Below are 21,465 nucleotides of genomic sequence, written 5' to 3' on the forward strand. Positions count from 1 at the left end.
GGGGTCACGACCCACTGCGGGCGCTCAAATTTGGCCGAGGCCAGCGCCACAATATTGCGGTGCTCCGGAATGGCGAGGCACGCATGCATCGCCGCTTGCACTGGCAGAACTTCCAACGCTAACGATGTCATAGGACGACGTTAGTCGGGCCATGATGCGGGAGTGTTACGTGCTGCGTTCCATTTTTGTTTCAGATTGCTTTGCGGTCACTCGAACGCGATGAACCATTGTGCTCTGGATCAGCAGGTTGTCCCATCCTTCGGCACAGTGCCACTGACTAAATAGTCGTCAACAACGCCAAGGACGCAGTCGTTGGACATGCCGTAGGCTCCGTGTCCCTCGCCCTCATAGGTGACCAGGATGCCGCCGTCCAGCACCTCGGACAACCCCTGCGCCCACGAATACGGGGTCGCGGGATCGCCCGTCGACCCGATGACCACAATGGGCCCGGTGCCCCGCGCGCTGACGTCGTAGTCACGCTCGATCGGGGAGTAGGGCCAGTCGTAGCAGTCCCACACCCGCTGCACCCACGCATCGCCCAGGGTCGGCGCCGCCCGCATGATCGAGTCGGCTATCTCGGTGCCGCGGGCGAGCGTCAGCGTCGTCTGCGGTTCCAGGCAGCTGATGGCAACAAAGGCCTGCCCCGCGGTCCCATCAAAGGAACCGTCCTCGTTGCGTGATTCGTACGAATCGGAATTGGCAAGGAGTTGCGAACCATTCCGGTCCCGAATCGCCTCCCCGAGCGCGCTGGTGAGCACCGGCCACAGCGATCGTGAATACAGCGGATAGATGATCCCGACAAGCGCACGGCTCTGGGTCAGTTGCCTGTCATCCGCACCGGTCAGTGGCGATTGCGAGACGTCATCGAGCAGGGTCGCGATCTGGGCCAGGCCGTCATCGACGCTTCCGGATAACGGGCACCCGGATTGTTCCAGGCAGTAAGCAACGTATGACTTCAGCGCCGCTTCGAAGCCGGCGGCCTGGTCGATTTCCATTTGCGCCGGGTCCACCCGCGGATCGATCGCGCTGTCTAGCACCATGCGCCCGGCCCGTCCCGGGAAGAGCGCCGCGTAGGTGCTTCCGAGCAGGCTGCCGTACGAGTAGCCCAGATAGTTCAGCTTCTTCTCCCCCAGCGCGCTGCGGATCGCGTCCATGTCGCGGGCAACCGACTGGGTGTCGACGTGGGCCAGCAGGTCCCCCACCGCGGCCTTGCAGGCTTGCGCAAACATGCGGGACGAGGCCCGGGCCTCGTCCATCCCGCTGGCCGTGAAGGGGAAGGACTGCGCCAGGCGGGCGTCCCACCGCTCGTCGGAGTAGCAGCGAATACCGCTGCTCAGACCGGTACCGCGCGGGTCGAAGCCGATCACGTCGTAGGCGTTGAGGGTGTCCTGCCCGAAAATGCGCTTGACGTGGGTCACGAATTCGGTTCCCGATTCGCCTGGTCCGCCGGGGTTGATGAGCAGCGAGCCCTGCGCCTTACGGGCCGCCGGCAGCTTTTTCAACGCGATGGATACCTGGGCGGTGCCCGGGTCCGCCCAGTCGAGCGGCACAGTGATGCTCCCGCACTCGAATGAGCCATCGCAGGTGGACCAGTCGATTGCCTGCCGGTAATACCTGCGCAGATTCTTGGGGATGCTGCGATCGGCTTCCGCGTTCGCCCCCGTTGCCAACTGCCCCTGCCCGCCGTCGCTCGACGTGGGCAGCGAAACCTGCACCTTGTCGTAGGTTGGCGCTGAACACCCAAGATTCGCCAGGATAGCGGTCCCCGCCGCCAGCAAGGCAACGAACTTGCGTCCCACCGCGCTCACCTAGCTCACCCCGCGCCTTGCGGCCCGGCGGCCAGGTGGGAAACGGCAGGCATCGCGATCGCGATCAGCATCGCCTCGACGGCGAGTATTGGCGCCACGTTGCCCTCGATGCGTAGCCTCGCGGTCCGCACTGCGTCGATCGCCGCGACCACGTGCGACGGTTCGGTGCGATTGGCGCAGGCCAGGATCGCGTCTTCGAGCTTTTCGTTTATTGCGGGCACCTCGGCCGATAACTGCGCGACCAGGACGTCGCGCAAGGCCCCTGAGATGTCCGTCAGCATCTGGTCGATCGTGTCCGTCTCGCGGCGCTTGCGGCGGCGCTTCTGGTCGTCTTCTAGCTGGCGCACCTGCGCCCGCACCGCGGGAGGCAGCGTCTTGAGGTCCAGCGCCCCCAGCGTCGCCAGCAGGTGAGCGCGCTCCTTAGATTCAACCTGATCGGCGACCGCGCCGGCTTCCGCCTTCACCGCGGCGATGATTCTGCCGGCGGTTGCGACCGCGCCGGTAACGTCGCTGAGCCGCAGGACCTCTTCCAGCACCGCGTTGCGTTGCGCGAGGATCTGCGGTTCGCGAGCGAATCTGCGCGCGCGACCGATGTGGCTTTGCGCGGCCCGCGCCGCTGTCAACGCAGTTTCGCGGTCGATTCCATCGCGCTTGACGATAAGATCGGCGACGGCCTCGGGGGCAGGAACGCGCAGGCCCACCTGTCGGCAACGCGAACGGATCGTCACCAGAACGTCCAGCGGGCTGGGCGCGCAGAGGATCCAGACGGTGTGCGGTGCCGGTTCCTCGATCGCCTTGAGCAAAACGTTCGTGGTCCGTTCGAGCATGCGGTCAGCGTCTTCGATCATCATGATCCGCCACGGCCCGCTCACGGTCGTGCGCCCGGCTTTCGATACCAGCTCCCGCACCTCATCAATCGTGATCGTGACCTTGTTGGTGCGCATCACCGTTACATCCGGATGCGTCCCGGCCGCGATCGAGCGGCACGACGCGCACGTCCCACACCCGCCGTTGGGGCATTCCAATGCAGCGGCGAAGGCCAGTGCGGCATTCGACCTGCCCGACCCCGGGGGCCCCGTCAGCAACCACGCGTGCGTCATCGACGCGGGATCCCTGACCGCACGCTGCAATTGGGCGACCGCCCCCGGTTGCCCCACCAACTCATCCCAGACGTTGGATTCGCTCACGAATTGACCCATCCCCTCCTGCCGCACTCGGCCATAATCTCCCCATGCACCCGCGCGATGGACATGCTCGCATCAATCACCAGCCAGCGCTGCGGGTCGCTCGCGGCACGTTCCAAGAACGCTGCGCGGATCCGCTCGCGGAACTCAACGGTGGTGCTCTCCATCCGATCGGCATCGCCATTGCTGCGCGCCGCTGCGACGGCGGGGCTCATATCCAGTAACACGGTGAGGGTGGGTTGCAACCCACCCGTCGCCCACCGCGAAAGTGCCTCGACGTCATCGACGGATAGTTTGCGCCCGGCCGCCTGGTACGCGATCGAGGAATCCGCGTACCTATCGGTTACCACGAACGCGCCGCGAGCCAGCGCCGGGCGAATTATCTCAGCGACGTGTTGGGCGCGGTCTGCGGCGAAGATCAGCGCCTCCGCGCGGGCGCTCATGTCGCGTCCGTGCAGCACCATCTGGCGAAGTTGCGTTCCCAGCGCTGTTCCACCGGGCTCGCGGGTTGCGATCACCTCGCGGGCGGTCTGTGCACGCAGGGCGCTCGCCAGCAAGTCGATCTGGGTGGATTTGCCTACCCCGTCGCCTCCTTCAAAGGAGACGAAAATGCCCGCCTCGGGGTCAACAGCAGCGTCTGGATTCACCCCCAAAGCCTAACGGCTCCCCCGGTCGCGCATGCGGCACCCGCCGGGCGTGTGGATAACTAGTCGCCCTCACCCGGATACACGACGCCAAGCGCGGCGCGCGCCCGGTCCAAGACGGTAAGCACCTCGATCGTGTCGCGCCATGGATTGCGGGCGCTTTGAATCTGCCCGGCATCGATGCACCGCGCCACCTCCGCGGCCTCGAACGCCAGCCCCGCGTGTCCGGCCGGGAATCCGGGCGAAATCTCCTTCGTGAGCCCGTCAGGCAGGTGCAGGCGAACCGATGCGGGGCAGTAAAAGTCCCCGGGGACCTCGATCCACGCCTCGCTGCCCGCGATGACCGCCGTCGTCGCCGTTTTCGCCCACAGCGTCGTGTGCAGCGCTGCGACCGCCTTGCCAGGATAGTCAAGGAGTAGCGCGGCCTGCCCGTCCACCCCGGTGTCCGTGAGCTTCCCGGTTGCCTGCATGGACGCGGGCGCCCCGAGAAAATCGTGCGCATAAGCGACCGTGTAAACACCCAAGTCCAGCAACGCCCCGCCAGCGAGCGCGGGGTTGAGAAGACGCCCGTACGGATCGAAATCGAGTCGCTGCCCGTGGTCCGCGATGATCGAAACGATCTCGCCGATCTGTCCCGAGTTGATTATCTCGTGGACCAATGCTGTGGCCGGCAGGAAGCGCGTCCACATCGCCTCCATAGCGAATAGGTCGGAGCGGAGCGCTCGTTCAAAAATCTCCAAGCCCTCGGTCGCGTTGCGCGCAAAGGCTTTCTCCACCAGCACCGGCTTGCCAGCCTCGAGCGCCAGCAGGGCGTGGTCGCGATGGTGCGAGTGGGGGCTCGCAACGTAGATTGCGTCAACGTCGCGGCTCGCAACCAGGTCCTCGTAGCTTGCATAGGCGCGCGGGACGTGAAAGTCGTGCGCGAAGGAACGCGCCTTTTCTTCGCTGCGCGATCCCACCGCCGCAATCTGGGAAACCGTGTGGTGTTGGACCGCGCGCGCAAACATGCGCGCTATGCCTCCGGCGCCCAAAATCCCCCAGCGAATAGCCGGTGCTGTCGAGGGATCCGGCACCGGCGCCCCCTTGTCGAGCGGCCTCGCGGCGGGCAGATCGTCGATGCAGATTGCCATTGTCGTGATCCCTTCGATCGGTCGCTGCGGGCCAGTTCCGGCGCAGCTATACGGCCGTTGCGGTAGCCATGCCGTCGCCAGACACGGAGGCCAGCGCCACAACTATAACGACAACGAACAAGAGGTAGAGCGCGATTGTTAGGTAGCCGATGATCAGGCCCGCGATCGCGAGGCCGCGGCCGGATTCTCCCGTGCGGTTTATCTTGTTCAGCGCGAGATGCCCAAAAACAACCGGCACCGGCCCGAGCCCCAAAACCGCCGTTACCAGCGAGACGATCGCGAACGCGTTGGTGACGCCAGCCGGGGGCTGCGCGTACCCGACCTGCGAATATCCCGACTGGGTATAGCCCGACTGGGTATAGCCCGGTTGAGAGTAGCCGGGCTGAGAGTAGCCGGGCTGAGAGTAGCCGGGCTGAGAGTAGCCGGGCTGAGAGTAGCCGGGCTGCGGGAACTCAGACTGGACCGGCGCGGCGTATGGATTCTTGCCACCAGCGGAGTCGGCCTGCGGCACGGCCCCGCCTTGGTCGTACCTGTATCCGCGGTATGGTTCGTCCACCGCTCTGCCCTCCTTTACCAAGCCGTCCCTCCCAGCCTACCGAGGCTACCGAAGTTACGACGGGCGATCGCCCACTGTGATTACTTCTTTTTCGCCGACGAGTTCCCCGCCCGCCGCGGAGCCCGCGCCGTTCGCTTCGCCGGTCCTTTGGCCCGCTTCTCGGCAAGCAATTCGACCGCTTGGTCAAAGGTTACAGACTCGACGGTCGCATCGCGTGGCAGTGTCCGGTTGGTGACGCCGTCGGTCACGTAGGGCCCGAATCGCCCGTCCTTGATCACGATCGGCTTCTGCGAGGTCGGATCCTGCCCCAACTCCCGCAGCGGCGCGCTGGCGCTCGTGCCGCCTCTTCCCCGCTTGGGTTGCGCGTAGATCGCCAGAGCCTGCTCCAGCGTGATCGTGAACAGTTCCTCCTCCGAACCGATCGTCCGCGAATCGGTTCCCCGCTTCAGGTACGGGCCGTACCGGCCGTTCTGGGCGGTGATTTCGGTGCCGGTCTCGGGATCGGTTCCGACCACACGCGGCAGAGAGAGCAGCTGCAACGCGTCATCGAGTGTCATAGTTTCGATCGATTGCGATTTGAACAGCGAGGCGGTCCTCGGCTTCGGCAACGCCGCGAGCGCCCGTTTCTTCGCGGCCGCGCTCAATCCCTCTTCCAGAACAGGTTCCGGCAGCACCTCGGTCACGTACGGGCCGAACCTTCCCGGCTTCGCCACGATCTCGTGACCGCTGGCCGGGTCGATCCCCAAGATGCGCCCGCCGTCGGCGCCGGCCGCCAGCAGTTCCTTCGCCTTTTCGACGGTGAGTTCATCGGGAGCTATGTCATCGGGAATGGAGGCACGCGGGGGGTTTTCGCCCTCCTTGACGGGCGCCGACAGATCCTCCAAATACGGCCCGTATCGGCCCACCCGCACGCGGATGTCGTTGCCGATCATCACCGAATTGATGTCTTTGGCATCGATATCGCCCAGGTCGGCGACCAAATCGTGCAGGCCGGCGCGGTCGGCCTCGCCGTCCCCCCCGAAGTAAAACTTGGTGAGCCAGGCTACGCGGTCCTCGTTACCGGACGCGATGGCGTCCAGATCGGCCTCCATTTGCGCCGTGAAGTCGTAGTCGACGATCTGCCCAAAGTGCTCTTCAAGCAGCCTCGTCACGGCGAAGGCCAACCAGCTGGGCACCAGCGCCTGCCCGCGATTGGTGACGTAACCGCGATCCTGGATCACAGAGATGGTCGCCGCGTACGTCGACGGTCGCCCGATCCCGCGTTCCTCAAGCGCACGCACCAAGGAAGCCTCGGTGTAACGCGGTGGCGGGGTCGTCGCGTGCCCCTCGGCCGAAAGCTCATCGGCGCTCAGCGCATCACCCTTGGCCATCTGCGGCAGGCGCTTGTCGGCGCTGTCTGCTGCCTTCGAATAACGATCGGCATCGCGCGATTCCTCGTAGGCCGCCAAGAACCCCGGGAACGTCACAACCGTGCCAGAGGCACCGAACGTAGCCACCTGCCCGCCGCCGGCGGCGGTTTCCATCTCGATGCGCACAGTCGCCGTGTTGCCGCGCGCGTCCGCCATCTGGCTGGCGACCGTCCGCTTCCAGATCAGTTCGTAGAGCCGGAATTCCTCGCCCGAAAGCGTGCCCCTGACATCCTGCGGAGTCCTAAACGAATCACCGGCGGGCCGGATGGCCTCGTGCGCCTCCTGCGCCCCCTTGGCCTGCTTGGCGTAAACGCGCGGCGAGGCGGGAACGTAGTCCGCGCCGTACAGTTCGCTGATCTGCTTGCGCGCCGCGTTGACCGCCTGCGTGCTCAGCGCCGACGAGTCGGTGCGCATGTAAGTGATGTAACCGTTTTCGTACAGGGATTGGGCGACTCGCATGGTCTGCCTGGAAGACAGGCGCAGCTTGCGCGATGCCTCCTGTTGCAGGGTCGATGTCGTAAATGGCGCGGCCGGCTTGCGGGTGTACGGCTTGGTCTCCAGGCTCGAAACCGCAGCGGGCCGGCCCTCCAGGGCGGCGACCAATGCGCGGGCGGCGGCCTCGTCCATCGCAATGGCGTCCCGATTCTTGAGCTTTCCCTGATCGTCGAAGTCGCGACCGGTCGCGACCTTCTTGCCGTCAAGGAGCAGCAGCCGCGCCTCGAACGCGTGGCCCGCGTCGGGCCCGGTCAGCGGCGCAAAAACTCCAGCAAGATCCCAATAGCCGGCCGAGATGAAGGCCATGCGTTCGCGCTCGCGCTCGACTACCAAACGAGTCGCGACCGATTGCACGCGCCCCGCACTCAACCCCTGGCGCACCTTGCGCCACAGCACGGGTGAAACCTCGTACCCGTAAAGGCGATCCAGGATCCGCCGCGTCTCTTGCGCATCCACCAGGCGCGCATCGATGCTGCGGGTGTTGCCCAGCGCGCGTTCAATGGCCTCGCGGGTAATCTCGTGAAATACCATCCGGTGCACGGGCACCTTGGGCTTGAGGGCCTCCAAGAGGTGCCACGCGATGGCCTCACCCTCGCGGTCCTCATCGGTCGCGAGGTAGAGTTCGTCGGCGTCCTTGAGCGCCGCCTTGAGTTCGCGGACCTTCTTTTTCTTGTCCGCATACACCTCGTAGTACGGTTCGAACCCGTTCTCGACATCGACGGCGAACTTACCGAACGGCCCCTTCTTCATATCCGCAGGCAAGTCGGAAGGCTGCGGCAGGTCACGGATGTGCCCCACCGACGCCTCGACCTCGTATTCGTCGCCTAGGTACCCCGAAATCGTGCGAGCCTTTGCCGGAGACTCAACGATCACCAGTTTGCGTCCTGCGGACATTCACCACTCCCGTCACGGTTCTGTGCCCCATGAGCCTACGACGTTTTCATGGGGCGCGACGACACACCAGACTACAGACGCTACCAACATTCTCAATTTCATAGGTTGCCCACAGGTTTTGCCAAGGCAATTACTCAGTGATTCATGGAGTATTGACATATGGGATCAACCAACACGAAAACGCAGGCCGCCGCGGGGCAACTTGTCAGGTCAGATGGTAGCGCGGTGCGCGTCCTTGTCGTCGATGACGAACCTAACCTCGCCGAACTCCTCAGTGCCGCGCTGCGGTACGAAGGCTGGGATGTCGCCGTCGCGCTTACGGGCAACGACGCCCTCAAGGGCGCACGCGAATCGCGTCCCGATGTCGTTGTCCTGGACGTCATGCTGCCGGACATGGACGGCCTGACCGTTTTGCGCAAGCTGCGCGAGATCGATTCCAATATGCCCGTGCTCTTCCTCACCGCGCGCGATTCCGTCGAGGACCGCATCGCCGGCCTGACCGCCGGAGGCGACGACTACGTCACCAAACCATTCAGTCTCGAAGAGGTCACCGCCCGCATCCGCGGCCTGCTGCGCCGCTCCGGCCTGGAGACCGCTCAGCCCGAATCACGGATCGTCGTCGGCGACCTCATTTTGAACGAGGACAGCCATGAAGTGTCGCGCGCGGGCGAAGAGGTGCGGCTCACCGCCACCGAGTTTGAATTGCTGCGCTACCTGATGCGCAACGAGAAGCGAGTTGTTTCGAAGGCGCAAATTCTGGACCGGGTCTGGAACTACGACTTCGGCGGGCACGCCAATATCGTCGAGCTGTACATCTCCTACCTGCGCCGCAAGATCGATGCGGGCCGCTCCCCCATGATCCACACGATCCGCGGCGTCGGCTACATTCTCAAGCCCGCGGCCGACGCTCCCACCGGACAGTAAGGTGGGCTCCTTGGCTCGCCTGCGCACCGGCCGCGCCAGGGTGTACGGGGCGCGCGCGCCCCTGCGCACGCAAATCGTCACGCTGGTTGTCGCCCTGCTCGCCGTATTGAGCGCGATTACGACCACCGTGTCGTATTTCTCGTTGCAGTCGACGCTGTACAAGCAGCTCGATACGCAACTGGACATGGTGGCGGGGCGCGCCGCGGGGGTGCGGGGGCCTCGTCCCCCTGATAGCTCCGCCGACTCCCAAACTATGGGCGGACAGGATGGCGCGGGCGCGCCCCAGGACGCGGGCGCGCAAACGGGATCGAGTCCCTCATCGAATACGACGGCCGACGCGAACTCATCCCAGGATGCGACGGTTCCAAGTCCCGGTGACCAGATTCCCAATGCCGTCATCGGCGGCACAATCGTTGTGCGCGTAACCAACGGCGTGGTCAATGACGCCGGATACTTCAACCCGGAGTCGGGCGCATACACCACACTGACCGACAAGCAAATCGCGGCCCTGCAAAAGGTCAGGAGCGACGCATCGGCGCGCTCCGTCAGCGTTCCCGAGCTAGGCACCATGCGCGTTATAGCCCGCACCGATCACGCCGATTCCGTGGTCATCACAGCGATGCCGATGACCCAAATGACAACCACCCTGCGCGATTACCTGGTCGTTTCCGTCGGAGCGAGCACGCTACTTGTGATAGTGGCCGGATTCTTGGGGGCCATCCTGGTGCGCAGGTCGCTGCGCCCCCTAGACCGGATGGCAACGGCCGCGCAGGCGGTATCGAAGATGGAGTTGTCCCGCGGCGAAGTCGATGTGATTCCGCGCGTCCCGGTCCACACCGATGGCGCAACGGAAGTCGATCACGTGGGCACGGCTTTGAACACGATGCTCAGCCACGTCGAAACATCGCTCGCGGCCCGCCACGAATCCGAAATGCAGGTGCGCCAATTCGTTGCCGATGCGAGTCACGAGTTGCGCACCCCGCTCGCCTCCATTCGCGGTTACGCGGAGCTCATCGAACGGTCTCACCAGGAGCTTTCGGCGGAAACGCACCGCTCCATTGACCGTATCCACTCCGAGGCGATACGCATGGGCGGACTGGTCGAGGACATGTTGCTGCTCGCGCGGTTGGACGCCGGGCGGGGGCTGGCGCACGAGCAAGTAGATCTCTCCGCGCTAGCGATCGATGCGATCACGGACGCGCATGCGGCGGGGCGCGACCACGATTGGGTGCTCGATCTTCCTGATGATTCCGCCGTTGAAATACCCGGGGACGAGGCCCGCCTGCGCCAAGTGTTCGCCAATCTCCTGGCGAATGCGCGCGTGCACACTCCGGCGGGGACGCGGGTGACGCTGTCGGTGGCGGCAACCTCCACCGGCGCAACCATTGATGTCTGCGATAACGGTCCGGGCATTTCACCAGAGCTGCTGCCCCGGATTTTCCAGCGCTTCACGCGCGCCGACAGTGCGCGCAGTCGGTCCGGGGGGTCGACCGGCCTGGGCCTCGCGATAGTGGCCGCGATAGTCAAGTCTCACGGCGGCAAGGTCGACGTATCGTCTGGTGACGGTAAGACTTCGTTCAACGTCTGGCTGCCCGGGGCAAGCGCGTAGGTCATCCGGCGGGGGCTGTGGCCGCCCGCCGATCGAGTAGCGCGCACCCTTGCCACCCGCCGATCGAGTAACGCGCACCCTTGCCACCCGCCGATCGAGTAACGCGCACCCTTGCCACCCGCCGATCGAGTAACGCGCACCCTTGCCACCCGCCGATCGAGTAACGCGCACCCTTGCCACCCGCCGATCGAGTAACGCGCACCCTTGCCACCCGCCGATCGAGTAACGCGCACCCTTGCCACCCGCCGATCGAGTAACGCGCACCCTTGCCACCCGCCGATCGAGTAACGCGCACCCTTGCCACCCGCCGATCGAGTAACGCGCACCCTTGCCACCCGCCGATCGAGTAACGCGCACCCTTGCCACCCGCCGATCGAGTAACGCGCACCCTTGCCACCCGCCGATCGAGTAACGCGCACCCTTGCCACCCGCCGATCGAGTAACGCGCACCCTTGCCACCCGCCGATCGAGTAACGCGCACCCTTGCCACCCGCCGATCGAGTAACGCGCACCCTTGCCACCCGCCGATCGAGTAACGCGCAAAGCGCGCGTATCGAGATCACCCCCTGCACCACACCAACCGATCTCGATACACGCCTCGGCGCACTCGATCAACGAACGCCAGCACTCGATCGGTACACACCGCCCCCACAAAAACAGGTGCCGGGCCCCCGAAAACGGTTGCCCGACACCTGCCTGCGCGGCCACACCACCTAGCCGCGCGGACCCCCACTCATTCCAGACGGCATGCCACCACTCATGCCGCCGGGCATTGCGCCGCCCGAGCCGGAGCCGCTTCCGGAGGACGAACCACCCGAAAGGTCTGACAGGGACGACGAAGACTCGTCGTCGTCACTTGTCATTGCCTTCGTCAGGTCCGCCAGGACGATGGTCTCGCCGACCTCAAGGCCGTCCGTGACCTCGGTGAGTTCTGGCCCTACGGCACCAACGGTGACCGTCCGGACGCTCGCCTCGCCATTCGTCACGACCTGAACGCTTGCAGTCGTGCCGTCGCGCGTGATCGCCGAGCTCGGAACGGAAATGACGTCAGCCTTTTGCGCAATGTTGACGGTGAGCGCCGCGGAGGCGCCCTCGTTGAGTCCAGTGGAAGTACTGTCCACCGCGAAGACCACGGAGTACTGTGGCGTTCCGCCGGACGACACATTGGTTATCCCGACGCTCGACACGGTTCCGCTGATCTCGCCGACCCCCGAGGTAGTTCCGGTGAACGTCTGCCCGACCGCCAAGAGCTTCGCGTTAGCAAGCGACACAGTGGCCTCGACCAAGTAGCCATCCGGTCCCAGGATGGTTACGGCCTTGGATGTGTCGCCCGCCGTCACGGAGTCGTCAACAGCCATGCTGATGTCCGCCACGGTCCCACTGATTGGCGCGGTGAGGGTACCGCTCTTTGCCGCCTGCTTCGCGGCGGCAAGTTGAGTGCGGGCCACGGTGATCTGGGCCCTGTCCGCCAGGATCGTTGCCGCGGTGACCGTTGAAGACGTCGACCCCGCCGAGCCTCCGGTTCCCGCCGACGAGGAGGAGCCGCTCATATCGCCCGATCCAGAAGTGCCACCTTGGGTTGCACCGGAGCCGCTCTGGTCCGAGGGCGCCGAGCCTCCGGTCCCCGATTGGCTGCCCGTGCCTGCCGCGCTCTGGTCCGGCATCCCGCCGTTTGCCGTAGAACCACCCGCTTGCGTGCCCGACTGCCCGTTGGAACCAGATTGCCCCTTCGAACCAGCACCACCCGCCGACCCGGACTCGTCCTTCGACCCGGATCCGCTCGATGACCCGGAACTGCCGGAACCACCCGAGGAACCGGAATTGCTACCCGATCCGCTCGAAGACCCGTCCCCGCTGTTGGATGAGCTTTGCTCACTGGCCACCTTCTTGGCGGCGGCGGCGAGCGCGGTGGCCGCATCGTCAAGCGCGGTGACCTTGTTATCGAGGGTCTTTGCCAGCGATTGCAACGTGCTTTGCGCTTCCTGCACGGAAGCCAGGCTGCCCTGCGCCTTCTGTATCGCTTCCTGACAGGTTGCAAGGTATGTGGCGGCGTCCTCGTCGGACGGATCCGTGACGGCAAGGAACGCCGCGCAGGCGCCGGCCGACCCGACGACATCGGAGAGATCGTCGTCCGAGTCTGAGATATCGCCGGAGATGGAATCGTATGCGTCGACCAGGTCCTTTTGCGCCGCCGCCACGGCCGCACTGGCGGTATCGTATGCGGCTTGTGCTGCCTTCAGCTCCGTTTCGGCACTGGTGGACGTATCGGCGACGGTTTGCGCGCTGGCGCTGCTCGCCGCCACGGAACTCGACGTAATGTACACGGCGGATGCCGCGGTAGCGGTGCCCGTACCGGCGGACTTCGATTCCTGCGCGGTGTACGACGCGTTGGTGATGGTTGCGGACGTCGACGAACTGGCATTCGAGGCGGACGTGGTCGACGACGTGCTCGACGTCCCCGATTGCGTCTCCAAATCGGTCGCTAGCTGTGTCTTTGCATCGGATAACGTCTCGCGCGCGTCCTTGATCGTGTCCGCCAATTCGTCCGCATCGAGCTTGGCAAGCGTGTCGCCCGCCTCGACTTCCTGCCCGACGCTCACCTTGATCGAGGCAACGGTTCCATCTGCCGCGAAGGCGGCATCTTTGCGGTTGACCGAGGCCACGGTCCCCGTCACGGCGAGCGTCTGGTTCACGGTGCCCTTCGTGACGGCGGCGGTGCGATACTTCGCCGCGGGCTCGCGGTTCAACGCGTATGCGGTCGTTCCGCCAACTAGCACTGCCGCGACGGCCAGCCCTGCGACGGCGGTCTTGAGCTTGCCGCGTTTACGCCTCGCCATCATTGTTCGCTCCCCTGATCGTCGCTTTGCCCGCTCGAGCCCTGCCCGCGCCCGCCGCCAAATCCACCTGAATTGCAGCCGTCATCACCCTTCTTACTCACCGCGATTGTGGTGGCCGTGACGGTTCCGGTCGAGTCCGATTCGCCCTGGGCGACCATGCAGCTTCCCTTGACAACGTCATCGGCGGTCCCACTAACGTTCTTCGTGATCGTGGTCGAACTCGTGATTGTGAACGAGCGCTCCGTCTCTTGTGAACTTGTCACCCCGGTGCCGCCCGCTGTTCCTTGCCCGGCTGCATCCGACGAATCGGTGGAGTCCGTGGACGCGGTGGCATCGTTGCCGGCAGGCATCGAAGGCATGGTGCTCTTGACCGTGATGGTGTCACCGTCTACTGCTGTTACTTCACCAAAAGCGGCGGAGCCCATCTGGCCGTTTGCTCCGCCCGGACCCGACTGGCCCGAGCCAGTCGCGTCCGATCCGGACGAATCGGCCGGGGGTTGCCCGCCTTGGCCGGTTCCCGATTGGTCCTGCGCCGCTTGACCGGAATCTTGGCCGTCGCTCTGCCCGGGCGGCGCGCCACTCGGCGCGCCGCCCGGTCCCCCGCCGCCCATCATGCCGCCGCCCATCTGGCATTCTCCGTCACTCGCCGCGGAGACTTGGACCGTGGTTGCGGTGAATGTCGAGTTCGCGTCGCTGGTGTCGGCGCCCGCGTCGCTATCCGTTGCGTCCGCCCTCGCAACCACACAGGAGCCGACCGTGATGTCCGCGGCCTTACCCGTCTTCTCGACGGTGAAGGTCGTCCCGTCGTTCCATTGCACGGCCGTCTGGGAGGACGATCCCTGGACTTGTGCGATGGTCCCTGACACCAGCGCGATCTCACCGGACACGCGATCACCAGTATCTTCTTGGGCTGCGCCCGCGGAGGACTGCGCCGCGGCGGAGGGCGCCGCCGTCGTGCTCGAACTTGCGGAGGACGAGCAGCCCGCCAGCACCACCCCGGCGACGGCCGCCAGGCCGAGAATGCCGGTGATGCGCGGCGAGATGAGGATGGATGATTTCATTGCTTTTCCTTTGCGGATCGAAGAATTGCGGTGCGCGGGCCTGCAGCGCATCCGAGGTGGTCGAGAGGGAGGTTCGACAGGTGCGGTACTATTCCGCCCTCAGCGCGTCGATTGGCGCTAGGCGGGCGGCCCGCACCGCGGGGTACACGCCGAAGATGACACCGATGGCGACTGCGATCCCGATCGATCCCACGACCGCCACCGGCGATATCACGACCGATGACCCGAGCAGTGCCGGCAATACCTTGGCCGCCGCGATTCCCAGGAGCGCACCGACGATGCCTCCGCTGAACCCCAGGATTGATGCTTCGACCAGGAACTGCCTGCGAATCGCGCCCGGCGGTGCGCCAAGGGCCTTGCGGAGCCCGATTTCGCGGGTCCTCTCGGTTACGGATACGAGCATGATGTTCATGACCCCGATGCCTCCTACAAGCAGCGAAAGGGCGGCGATTCCGGCCAGCAGAACCGTCAGAGTTCGATACACCGACGTGGCTGTGCTCACCAAAGAATCCTGGGACGAGATGGTGAAGTCGGCGTTGTCCGCGTTGGTGATCGAGTGAAGGTTCAGCAGGAGGTTTGTCGCCTCTTGGTTTGCGGCCGAGATCGTGTCCGTATCGGTGGCCTTGAGATAGATCGTGTTCACGCTTTCGCGCTGGGTCCCGCCGACAATCGTGTCCGCCATCGCGGGCATCGACACGATCGCGATGTCGTCCAGATCGCTCGTAGAGTTCGATCCCTCGGCCGCGAGCACGCCAACAACGTTGAAATCGGCTCCTGCAATGGTCGCGGTCTGCCCGACCACGTAGGTCGTGCCGAACAGCTCTTCCGCCGCGGACGGGCCGAGGACGACTTCGTTGGTGGAATCGGGATCGACGAACGAGCCGATGGAGACCGTACGTGATCGCACCGTCAGCCAGTCATCCGTCACGCCCGTAACCGTGGTCGTCCAGTTGGTGTCGCCCGCGGTGACCGATTCCGACGATGTCTTTTCCGCGGCTACCGCCGCGACATCCGGAACCGCAACGCTGGAGGCCATCGCATCCGCATCCGACACCGTGAGGGTCGCCCCCGTGCCGAATCCTCCCCGCACGCCCGAACTATCGGTACTTGACCCGGGAGTGACGATGAGCAGGTTGGAGCCCAGCGAAGAAATCTGCTCGCTAACGTCCTTCTGCGTCCCCAAACCCAATCCGACGGTCAGGATGACCGCGGCGATTCCAATCAGGATTCCCAGCACGGTGAGTAGCGATCGCATGGCGTGTGACCGTATGGCGTGCCAGGCGGTCGACGTAGTTTCTGCCCAATTCATCGCGCACCCGCCTTGGAAAGGCTGAGTTCCTCGACCAGCCCATCGCGCATATGGATCTGACGCTCGGCGCGCTCCGCGACTTCCACCTCGTGGGTGATCAACACAATCGTTCTTCCTTGCTCGTGCAGGTCGTCGAACAGCGCCAACACGTCGTTGGTAGAAGTTGAATCGAGGTTTCCGGTCGGCTCGTCGGCAAGCAATAGTGCAGGCTCCCCGACCAATGCGCGGGCCACCGCGACTCGTTGCTGCTGGCCGCCGGACATCTCACCGGGCCGGTTTGCGGCCTTGTCGCCAAGGCCGACGCGCTCCAACGCGCGCAGCGCCCGCCGATGCCTTTCGGCCCGCGGCACGCCGCGATACACCAGGGGAAGCTCCACGTTGCGCTGCGCGCTCAGGGAGGGAAGGAGGTGGAACTGCTGGAACACGAAACCAATCTCCTCGTTGCGCAGCAGCGCTAAATCGGTCTCGTCCAGGTCGGCCACGACGTGCCCCGCCAACCGATACTCGCCGGCGGTGAGCACATCGAGGCATCCCAGGATGTTCATAAGCGTTGACTTGCCGGAGCCGGACGGGCCGGTGATAGCGACGTAATCGCCGCGGTTGACGGTGACGTCCACCCCGCGCATCGCTTCGAACTCGATGCTGCCGCTGCGGTAAGTCTTGCGGCCACCGACGAGTTCGATGACGGGCTGTGAGTCAGGGGGCGTGGTACCGGCCCGCGGCGATTGTGTGTTGGCCATCAGTTGCCGCCCTGACCGCCGCCGAACCCGGAAGGAGGACCCCCCTGGCCGCCGCCGCCTGAGGGCGGCGTGAAGTCACCGCCTGCGGGGAATCCACTCATTTCCCCGCTGTCGCCCGAGCCGCTTTGCGAGCTGTTGCCCGTGCCCGAGAACGGCTGATATTGCACCGTATCGCCTTCGCTCAGGCCCGAGGTGATCTCGACCATATTTCCGGACGTCTCCCCGGTTTCGACGGTGGTTGCGGTGGTCGTTGTTCCGTCGGCACCAACCAGTTCGACCGTTGAGGCACCATCACTGGTCGTGACGGCGGCGGATGGAATTGCCAGCACGTCGGTACGGCGTTCGTAGATGATCTCGATGTCGACGCTCACCCCGTCGTAGATGCCCTCCGGGCTGCCCGTAACGGCAATGGTGACCGGGTAGGCGATTGCACCCGATGACGTGCTGGGGATCTTTCCGACCTCGCTGACGATTCCGTAGAGCGTGTCGGTTAGGTCATCCGACGTCATCTGCACCTGCAAGCCGGTCTTTATGTTCCGTATATCGGATTCGGAAACGGTGGTCGAAACTTCCCAATCATCGGTTCCAACGATTGTGATCGTTCCCGACGTCGTGGACGCCGCAGCGGATTGCGAGCTTGCACCCGACGTCGTGCCGCCCTGCGACCCCGAGCCGGACGTGCCGCTCGCCGCGGAAGAGGTCGATGACGACGTGCCGGTCACTACGTCCCCGACCTCGAGGTCCACCGCCGTCACAAGTCCCGCCACGGTCGATTTCAAGACCTTGTCGCTCATCGCGGCCTTGGCTTCCTTGTACGCCTTCTTCGCAATCTTGAGCGCAGACTTGGTGGCGCTGATTCGCGCGTCGGTCAGATCCGTTCCATCGTCATCGGCCTTCGCGGATTGGTAGTCGGCAAGCGCCGAGAGGTAGGTGACTTTTGCCGCCAGCTTCGCTTCGGTCAGTTGCGTGGTGTCGATCAGGGCGAGCTTTTGCCCCTTCTTGACCGTGTCTCCTTCGCTCACGTACACCTTTGTCACGGTGCCGGACGCTTCAAAGGCGGCGTCCTGCGTGACGGCCGGGGTGAGGGTCCCCGATGCCGTAACCGATTTCTCCATCGTCGTGGTCGCCGCGGTCGCGGTGGTCGTACGGGCGGCCGGTGCCGCTTCGCTTCGGTTTCCGCGCATCACGAAATAGGTCACTGCCAGCGCCGCGACCACCACAACGGCGATCAACGGCACCAGCCATTTCCACGTGGGTTTGCCCCGCAACCGCGCAACTAGCTTCATCTTTAACTTCCTCAAAGTGTCAGCAGTGTCCATCACTGTCGTCACTACGCTAGGAACCGGACTTGAAGAACTTCTTTTGCGCGCCTGTGCCCAACCTGTGCAAATTTCTGGCAACGTTGTCGGGACGATCGGATCGCCCACCGCACGCGCGCAACAAGTAGGGTTTGAGTGAGGGCGTCGTACTTATTCGCGCGGCGCGCGTTGTCATCACCCAGCAAGAACTAAGAGACGAGGACCAAGTGGCCGATCAGCCAGCTCCGATTGATGTCACGACGACTTCCGTGTGGGCGCAGTTGCAAACTCACGCGGCGGAATCCAAGCCCGATTTGCGCGCATGGTTCGATAAAGACCCCGATCGCGCTGAGCGTTTCACGTTGCAGGCCGCGGACCTAACCGTCGACCTGTCCAAGAACCTCATCGAGGATCAGACCGTCGAGTTGCTGGTGAAGCTGGCCGAGCAGGTGAATCTGGCCGAACGCTTCGAGGCGATGCTGAGCGGTCAACACATCAACGTCACCGAGGATCGCGCGGTCCTGCACACGGCGCTGCGCCGTCCCGCGGGCCAGGAACCCGAACTGGTCGTCGACGGCCAGGACGTTGATAGGGACGTGCACGACGTGCTCGATGCCATCGCCACCTTCGCGAATAAGGTGCGCGACGGCCGGTGGGTCGGCGTCACGGGCAAGCCCGTCAAGACGGTCGTGAACATTGGCATCGGCGGCTCCGATTTGGGACCGGTCATGGTTTACGAGGCCCTCAAGCCGTACGTCCAAGAGGGCCTAGAGGTGCGGTTTGTTTCGAACATCGACCCGGCGGACGTCTACGAGAAGACCGCGGGCCTGGACCCCGAAACCACGCTTTTCATCGTTGCATCCAAAACCTTCACGACCCTGGAAACTCTGACCAACGCGCGCCTCGCGCGCGCCTGGCTGTGGGAGCAGCTGTCCGCACGCGGCATCATCGACGACTCCGACGAGGCGCGCACGGACGCCGTCTCGAAGCACTTTGTCGCGGTCTCGACGGCACTGGATAAGGTCGAGGCATTCGGGATCGACCCGACCAACGCTTTCGGTTTCTGGGATTGGGTCGGCGGCCGCTATTCCGTCGATTCCGCTATCGGCACCTCGGTTGCTATTGCGATTGGCCCCGACCGGTTCGCCGAGTTCCTCGGCGGTTTCCACGCGATTGACCAGCACACGCGCACCACGCCGTTCGCGCAGAACGTGCCGGTCCTCATGGGCCTGCTCAACGTGTGGTACACGAACTTCCTCGGCGCGCACACGCACGCGGTGCTTCCGTACGCGCAGTACCTGCACCGGTTCCCCGCCTACTTGCAGCAGTTGACGATGGAATCTAATGGCAAGTCCGTGCGGTGGGACGGCACCCCCGTCACCACCGAAACGGGCGAGGTCTTTTGGGGCGAGCCCGGCACCAACGGCCAGCACGCCTTCTACCAGCTCATCCACCAGGGGACGCGCTTGATCCCGGCGGACTTCATCGCGGTGGCCAATCCCGCGCGCGCCCTCCAAGACGGCGGAACCGATGTCCACGCGCTGTTCCTGGCCAACTACTTCGCGCAGACCAAGGCCCTGGCCTTCGGGAAGACCGCCGACGAGGTGCGCGCGGAGGGCACCCCCGAGAGCATCGTTCCGGCCCGCGTTTTCAGCGGCAACCGGCCCTCGACCTCGATCTTGGCGCCCGCGCTCACGCCCGCGGTCGTCGGCCAGCTGATCGCACTGTACGAACACATCACCTTTGTGCAAGGCATCGTGTGGGGCATCGACTCGTTCGACCAGTGGGGGGTCGAACTCGGAAAGAAACTGGCCCTCGAAATCGCGCCAGCGGTGACCGGTGATGGCCTGGCGTTGGCCGATCAGGACCCCTCGACGCGCTTGCTGATAACCAAATACTTGCAGATGCGCACGAACTAGAGGCGCGGCGGTGGCGGCCCCGGCGACAAGCCGGGGCCGCCACTGCCTTCCACCCATTAGTTTGCTACACGCAAGATCCCGTCAACGAATGCGGCGCGGATTTCAGGCAGCAACCTCGCGGTCAACGAATCGGCGGGCTCCGCGACGATCGCGGCGATCGCGGCGATGAGTTGCCCGATGGACAACGCCCCGTCACATGCGCCCAAAAGCCCCGCGAATTCGCCGGAGACGTTGACGTGATGGCACAGTCCGGAACCCTGGCGGACCATGATCACGGCCGGGTCCGCATCCCCCGGGCGGTAATACCGTTCCTCGGTGACATCATCGGCGACCACGAACCGGGTGTTGACCAGGTCAGCGGGGTTTTCGGCCAGCCACGTGCGCGCCGCCACGCCGCGTTCGATGGTCTCCCCGAGGGGTTGAATGACCTGCCCCCCATGCTCGACTATCGATTTCCATGTCTCCCGCGGCGAGGCGGGGCGATGCAAGACGGCGAACCCCATCGCGACGGAGGCGACTCCGCGCACCTCGAAGTCCTCGATGTAGTCTGCGTATGCCCGCTCCCAGCCGTTGGTGTCACGGTCGCGCGTCAGCCCCCCATCGCGCAACCACGTCTCCGCGTATTGCGCAGGATCGAGTTCCTCCCGGCGGACCAACCAGGCATCCAGATCCTCCGGTACCCACGACCCCAGACGCTCCCGCCACGCGGGCCCTTTCGGCCCGAACTGCTCCCAATTGACAAGCAGTTGCGCAATTCCGCCGGGCCGAAGATGCGCCCCGGCTTCGCCGATCACCGCCTCGACCAGCGCGTCGCCCTGCATGCCGCCGTCGCGATACTCGTAATCGGGTATGTCGCGCGATGCGCGCGGGGTTATCACGAACGGAGGGTTGGACACGATGAGGTCGAACGACTGGCCCGCGACGGGTTCAAACAGCGACCCCGCACGCAGTTCCACGTTGTCGATGCCGTTGAGGGCAAGGTTGAACGCGGCGAAACGGAGCGCTCGTTCTGAAATATCGGTGGCAACGACCCGGTCGCAGTGCCGCGCTGCGTGCATCGCCTGGATTCCACAACCCGTGCCCATGTCTAACGCGAGCGCGACGCGGGCGCGAACCGTCAAGGCGGCCAGCGTCAGCGATGCGCCGCCCGCACCCAAAACGTGGTCGGCCGCGAGCGCTCGACCGGTTTGGATCTCGGAGAGGTCAGACGCGAGCCACCAGTCGATCGGCCCGGCGCTATCGACGGCGCTGTACGGGCGAAGATCGAGGCCCGCCACCCATCGCAGCCCATCGCCGCTCGGTTCCGCCAATCCCAGCGACGTCGCCCCGTCCTCCTGGCATGCGGGCAGTGCGGCGCGAAGTTCGCCCGGGGTCACGGCGTCGCCCAGCATGAAAAGGCGGACCAGGGTCGCCAGTGGCCCGTTGGCGGCCCGCGCAACCCGCAGCGCCGGCACCGTTTGCTCGCGGCTCAGCGCCGCGGCCGCCACGGGGCCCAGCAGCGCTTCGACCGCGGCGACGGTGTAGTTGGCGTTCGAGAGGTCGGCGCGCAGGTCGCGCAGGGCCAGGTCATCGATGCTCAGCGGTGGTGTAGACATGGTTTCTACCCTAGGGCGTTGCGCGCGCCGGCGGGCCAGCGTGAGCACTCGCC

Annotated in this window: 15 protein-coding genes; 3 read left to right on the plus strand and 12 right to left on the minus strand. The window is 65.0% G+C overall.

Annotated features, from left to right (window positions below; genetic code table 11):
- Positions 1-239: 239 nt before the first annotated feature.
- From FB389_RS05155 to topA, 6 genes are all read right to left on the minus strand, one after another.
- Positions 240-1,808, minus strand: coding sequence for an alpha/beta hydrolase (locus FB389_RS05155; protein ID WP_142111673.1), 1,569 nt, complete (start codon positions 1,806-1,808; stop codon positions 240-242).
- 5 nt (positions 1,809-1,813) lie between these two features.
- Positions 1,814-2,995 carry a DNA polymerase III subunit delta' gene (locus FB389_RS05160; RefSeq protein WP_246043530.1) on the minus strand — a complete coding sequence of 394 codons (1,182 nt, stop codon included), beginning with the start codon at positions 2,993-2,995 and terminating at the stop codon, positions 1,814-1,816.
- Positions 2,992-3,639: a dTMP kinase gene (gene tmk / locus FB389_RS05165; protein WP_142111675.1), complete on the minus strand. Its 648-nt coding sequence runs from the start codon at positions 3,637-3,639 to the stop codon at positions 2,992-2,994. The genes FB389_RS05160 and tmk overlap by 4 nt, the downstream gene beginning before the upstream one ends.
- A gap of 59 nt (positions 3,640-3,698) precedes the next feature.
- Positions 3,699-4,766, minus strand: a complete 1,068-nt coding sequence (locus FB389_RS05170) for a Gfo/Idh/MocA family protein (RefSeq protein WP_142111676.1) — start codon at positions 4,764-4,766, stop codon at positions 3,699-3,701.
- 46 nt (positions 4,767-4,812) lie between these two features.
- Complete coding sequence (locus FB389_RS05175) at positions 4,813-5,322, minus strand: DUF4190 domain-containing protein (protein ID WP_211344954.1); 510 nt, start codon at positions 5,320-5,322, stop codon at positions 4,813-4,815.
- Between the two features lie 80 nt (positions 5,323-5,402).
- Positions 5,403-8,120: a type I DNA topoisomerase gene (topA, locus tag FB389_RS05180; RefSeq protein ID WP_142111677.1), complete on the minus strand. Its 2,718-nt coding sequence runs from the start codon at positions 8,118-8,120 to the stop codon at positions 5,403-5,405.
- A 159-nt stretch (positions 8,121-8,279) separates the two neighbouring features.
- Between topA and FB389_RS05185 the strand changes: the two genes are divergently transcribed.
- Positions 8,280-9,044, plus strand: coding sequence for a response regulator transcription factor (locus tag FB389_RS05185; RefSeq protein WP_142111678.1), 765 nt, complete (start codon positions 8,280-8,282; stop codon positions 9,042-9,044).
- A 10-nt stretch (positions 9,045-9,054) separates the two neighbouring features.
- Positions 9,055-10,653: a sensor histidine kinase gene (locus FB389_RS05190; RefSeq protein ID WP_142111679.1), complete on the plus strand. Its 1,599-nt coding sequence runs from the start codon at positions 9,055-9,057 to the stop codon at positions 10,651-10,653.
- Positions 10,654-11,366: 713 nt separating this feature from the next.
- Here the strand turns inward: FB389_RS05190 and FB389_RS05195 are convergent.
- From FB389_RS05195 to FB389_RS05215, 5 genes are all read right to left on the minus strand, one after another.
- Positions 11,367-13,493 (minus strand): efflux RND transporter periplasmic adaptor subunit, encoded by a 2,127-nt coding sequence (locus tag FB389_RS05195; protein WP_142111680.1) that lies wholly within the window; start codon positions 13,491-13,493, stop codon positions 11,367-11,369.
- On the minus strand, positions 13,490-14,551 hold the full coding sequence (locus FB389_RS05200; RefSeq protein WP_142111681.1) for a hypothetical protein: 1,062 nt from the start codon (positions 14,549-14,551) through the stop codon (positions 13,490-13,492). Before FB389_RS05200 ends, FB389_RS05195 begins: the two co-directional genes overlap by 4 nt.
- A gap of 88 nt (positions 14,552-14,639) precedes the next feature.
- Complete coding sequence (locus FB389_RS05205; protein WP_246043531.1) at positions 14,640-15,806, minus strand: ABC transporter permease; 1,167 nt, start codon at positions 15,804-15,806, stop codon at positions 14,640-14,642.
- A gap of 50 nt (positions 15,807-15,856) precedes the next feature.
- Positions 15,857-16,600 carry an ABC transporter ATP-binding protein gene (locus FB389_RS05210; protein WP_142111683.1) on the minus strand — a complete coding sequence of 248 codons (744 nt, stop codon included), beginning with the start codon at positions 16,598-16,600 and terminating at the stop codon, positions 15,857-15,859.
- Positions 16,600-17,886 carry an efflux RND transporter periplasmic adaptor subunit gene (locus FB389_RS05215; RefSeq protein WP_170207881.1) on the minus strand — a complete coding sequence of 429 codons (1,287 nt, stop codon included), beginning with the start codon at positions 17,884-17,886 and terminating at the stop codon, positions 16,600-16,602. Before FB389_RS05215 ends, FB389_RS05210 begins: the two co-directional genes overlap by 1 nt.
- A gap of 239 nt (positions 17,887-18,125) precedes the next feature.
- On the opposite strand from FB389_RS05215, the gene pgi reads away from it, so the two are divergent.
- Positions 18,126-19,817 (plus strand): glucose-6-phosphate isomerase, encoded by a 1,692-nt coding sequence (gene pgi / locus FB389_RS05220; protein ID WP_142113569.1) that lies wholly within the window; start codon positions 18,126-18,128, stop codon positions 19,815-19,817.
- Positions 19,818-19,873: 56 nt separating this feature from the next.
- Here pgi and FB389_RS05225 read toward each other — a convergent pair whose 3' ends face one another.
- Complete coding sequence (locus FB389_RS05225; RefSeq protein ID WP_142111685.1) at positions 19,874-21,412, minus strand: DUF7059 domain-containing protein; 1,539 nt, start codon at positions 21,410-21,412, stop codon at positions 19,874-19,876.
- Between the last annotated feature and the right edge of the window lie 53 nt (positions 21,413-21,465).

Source organism: Rarobacter incanus, assembly GCF_006715765.1.
GTDB lineage: Bacteria > Actinomycetota > Actinomycetes > Actinomycetales > Cellulomonadaceae > Rarobacter > Rarobacter incanus.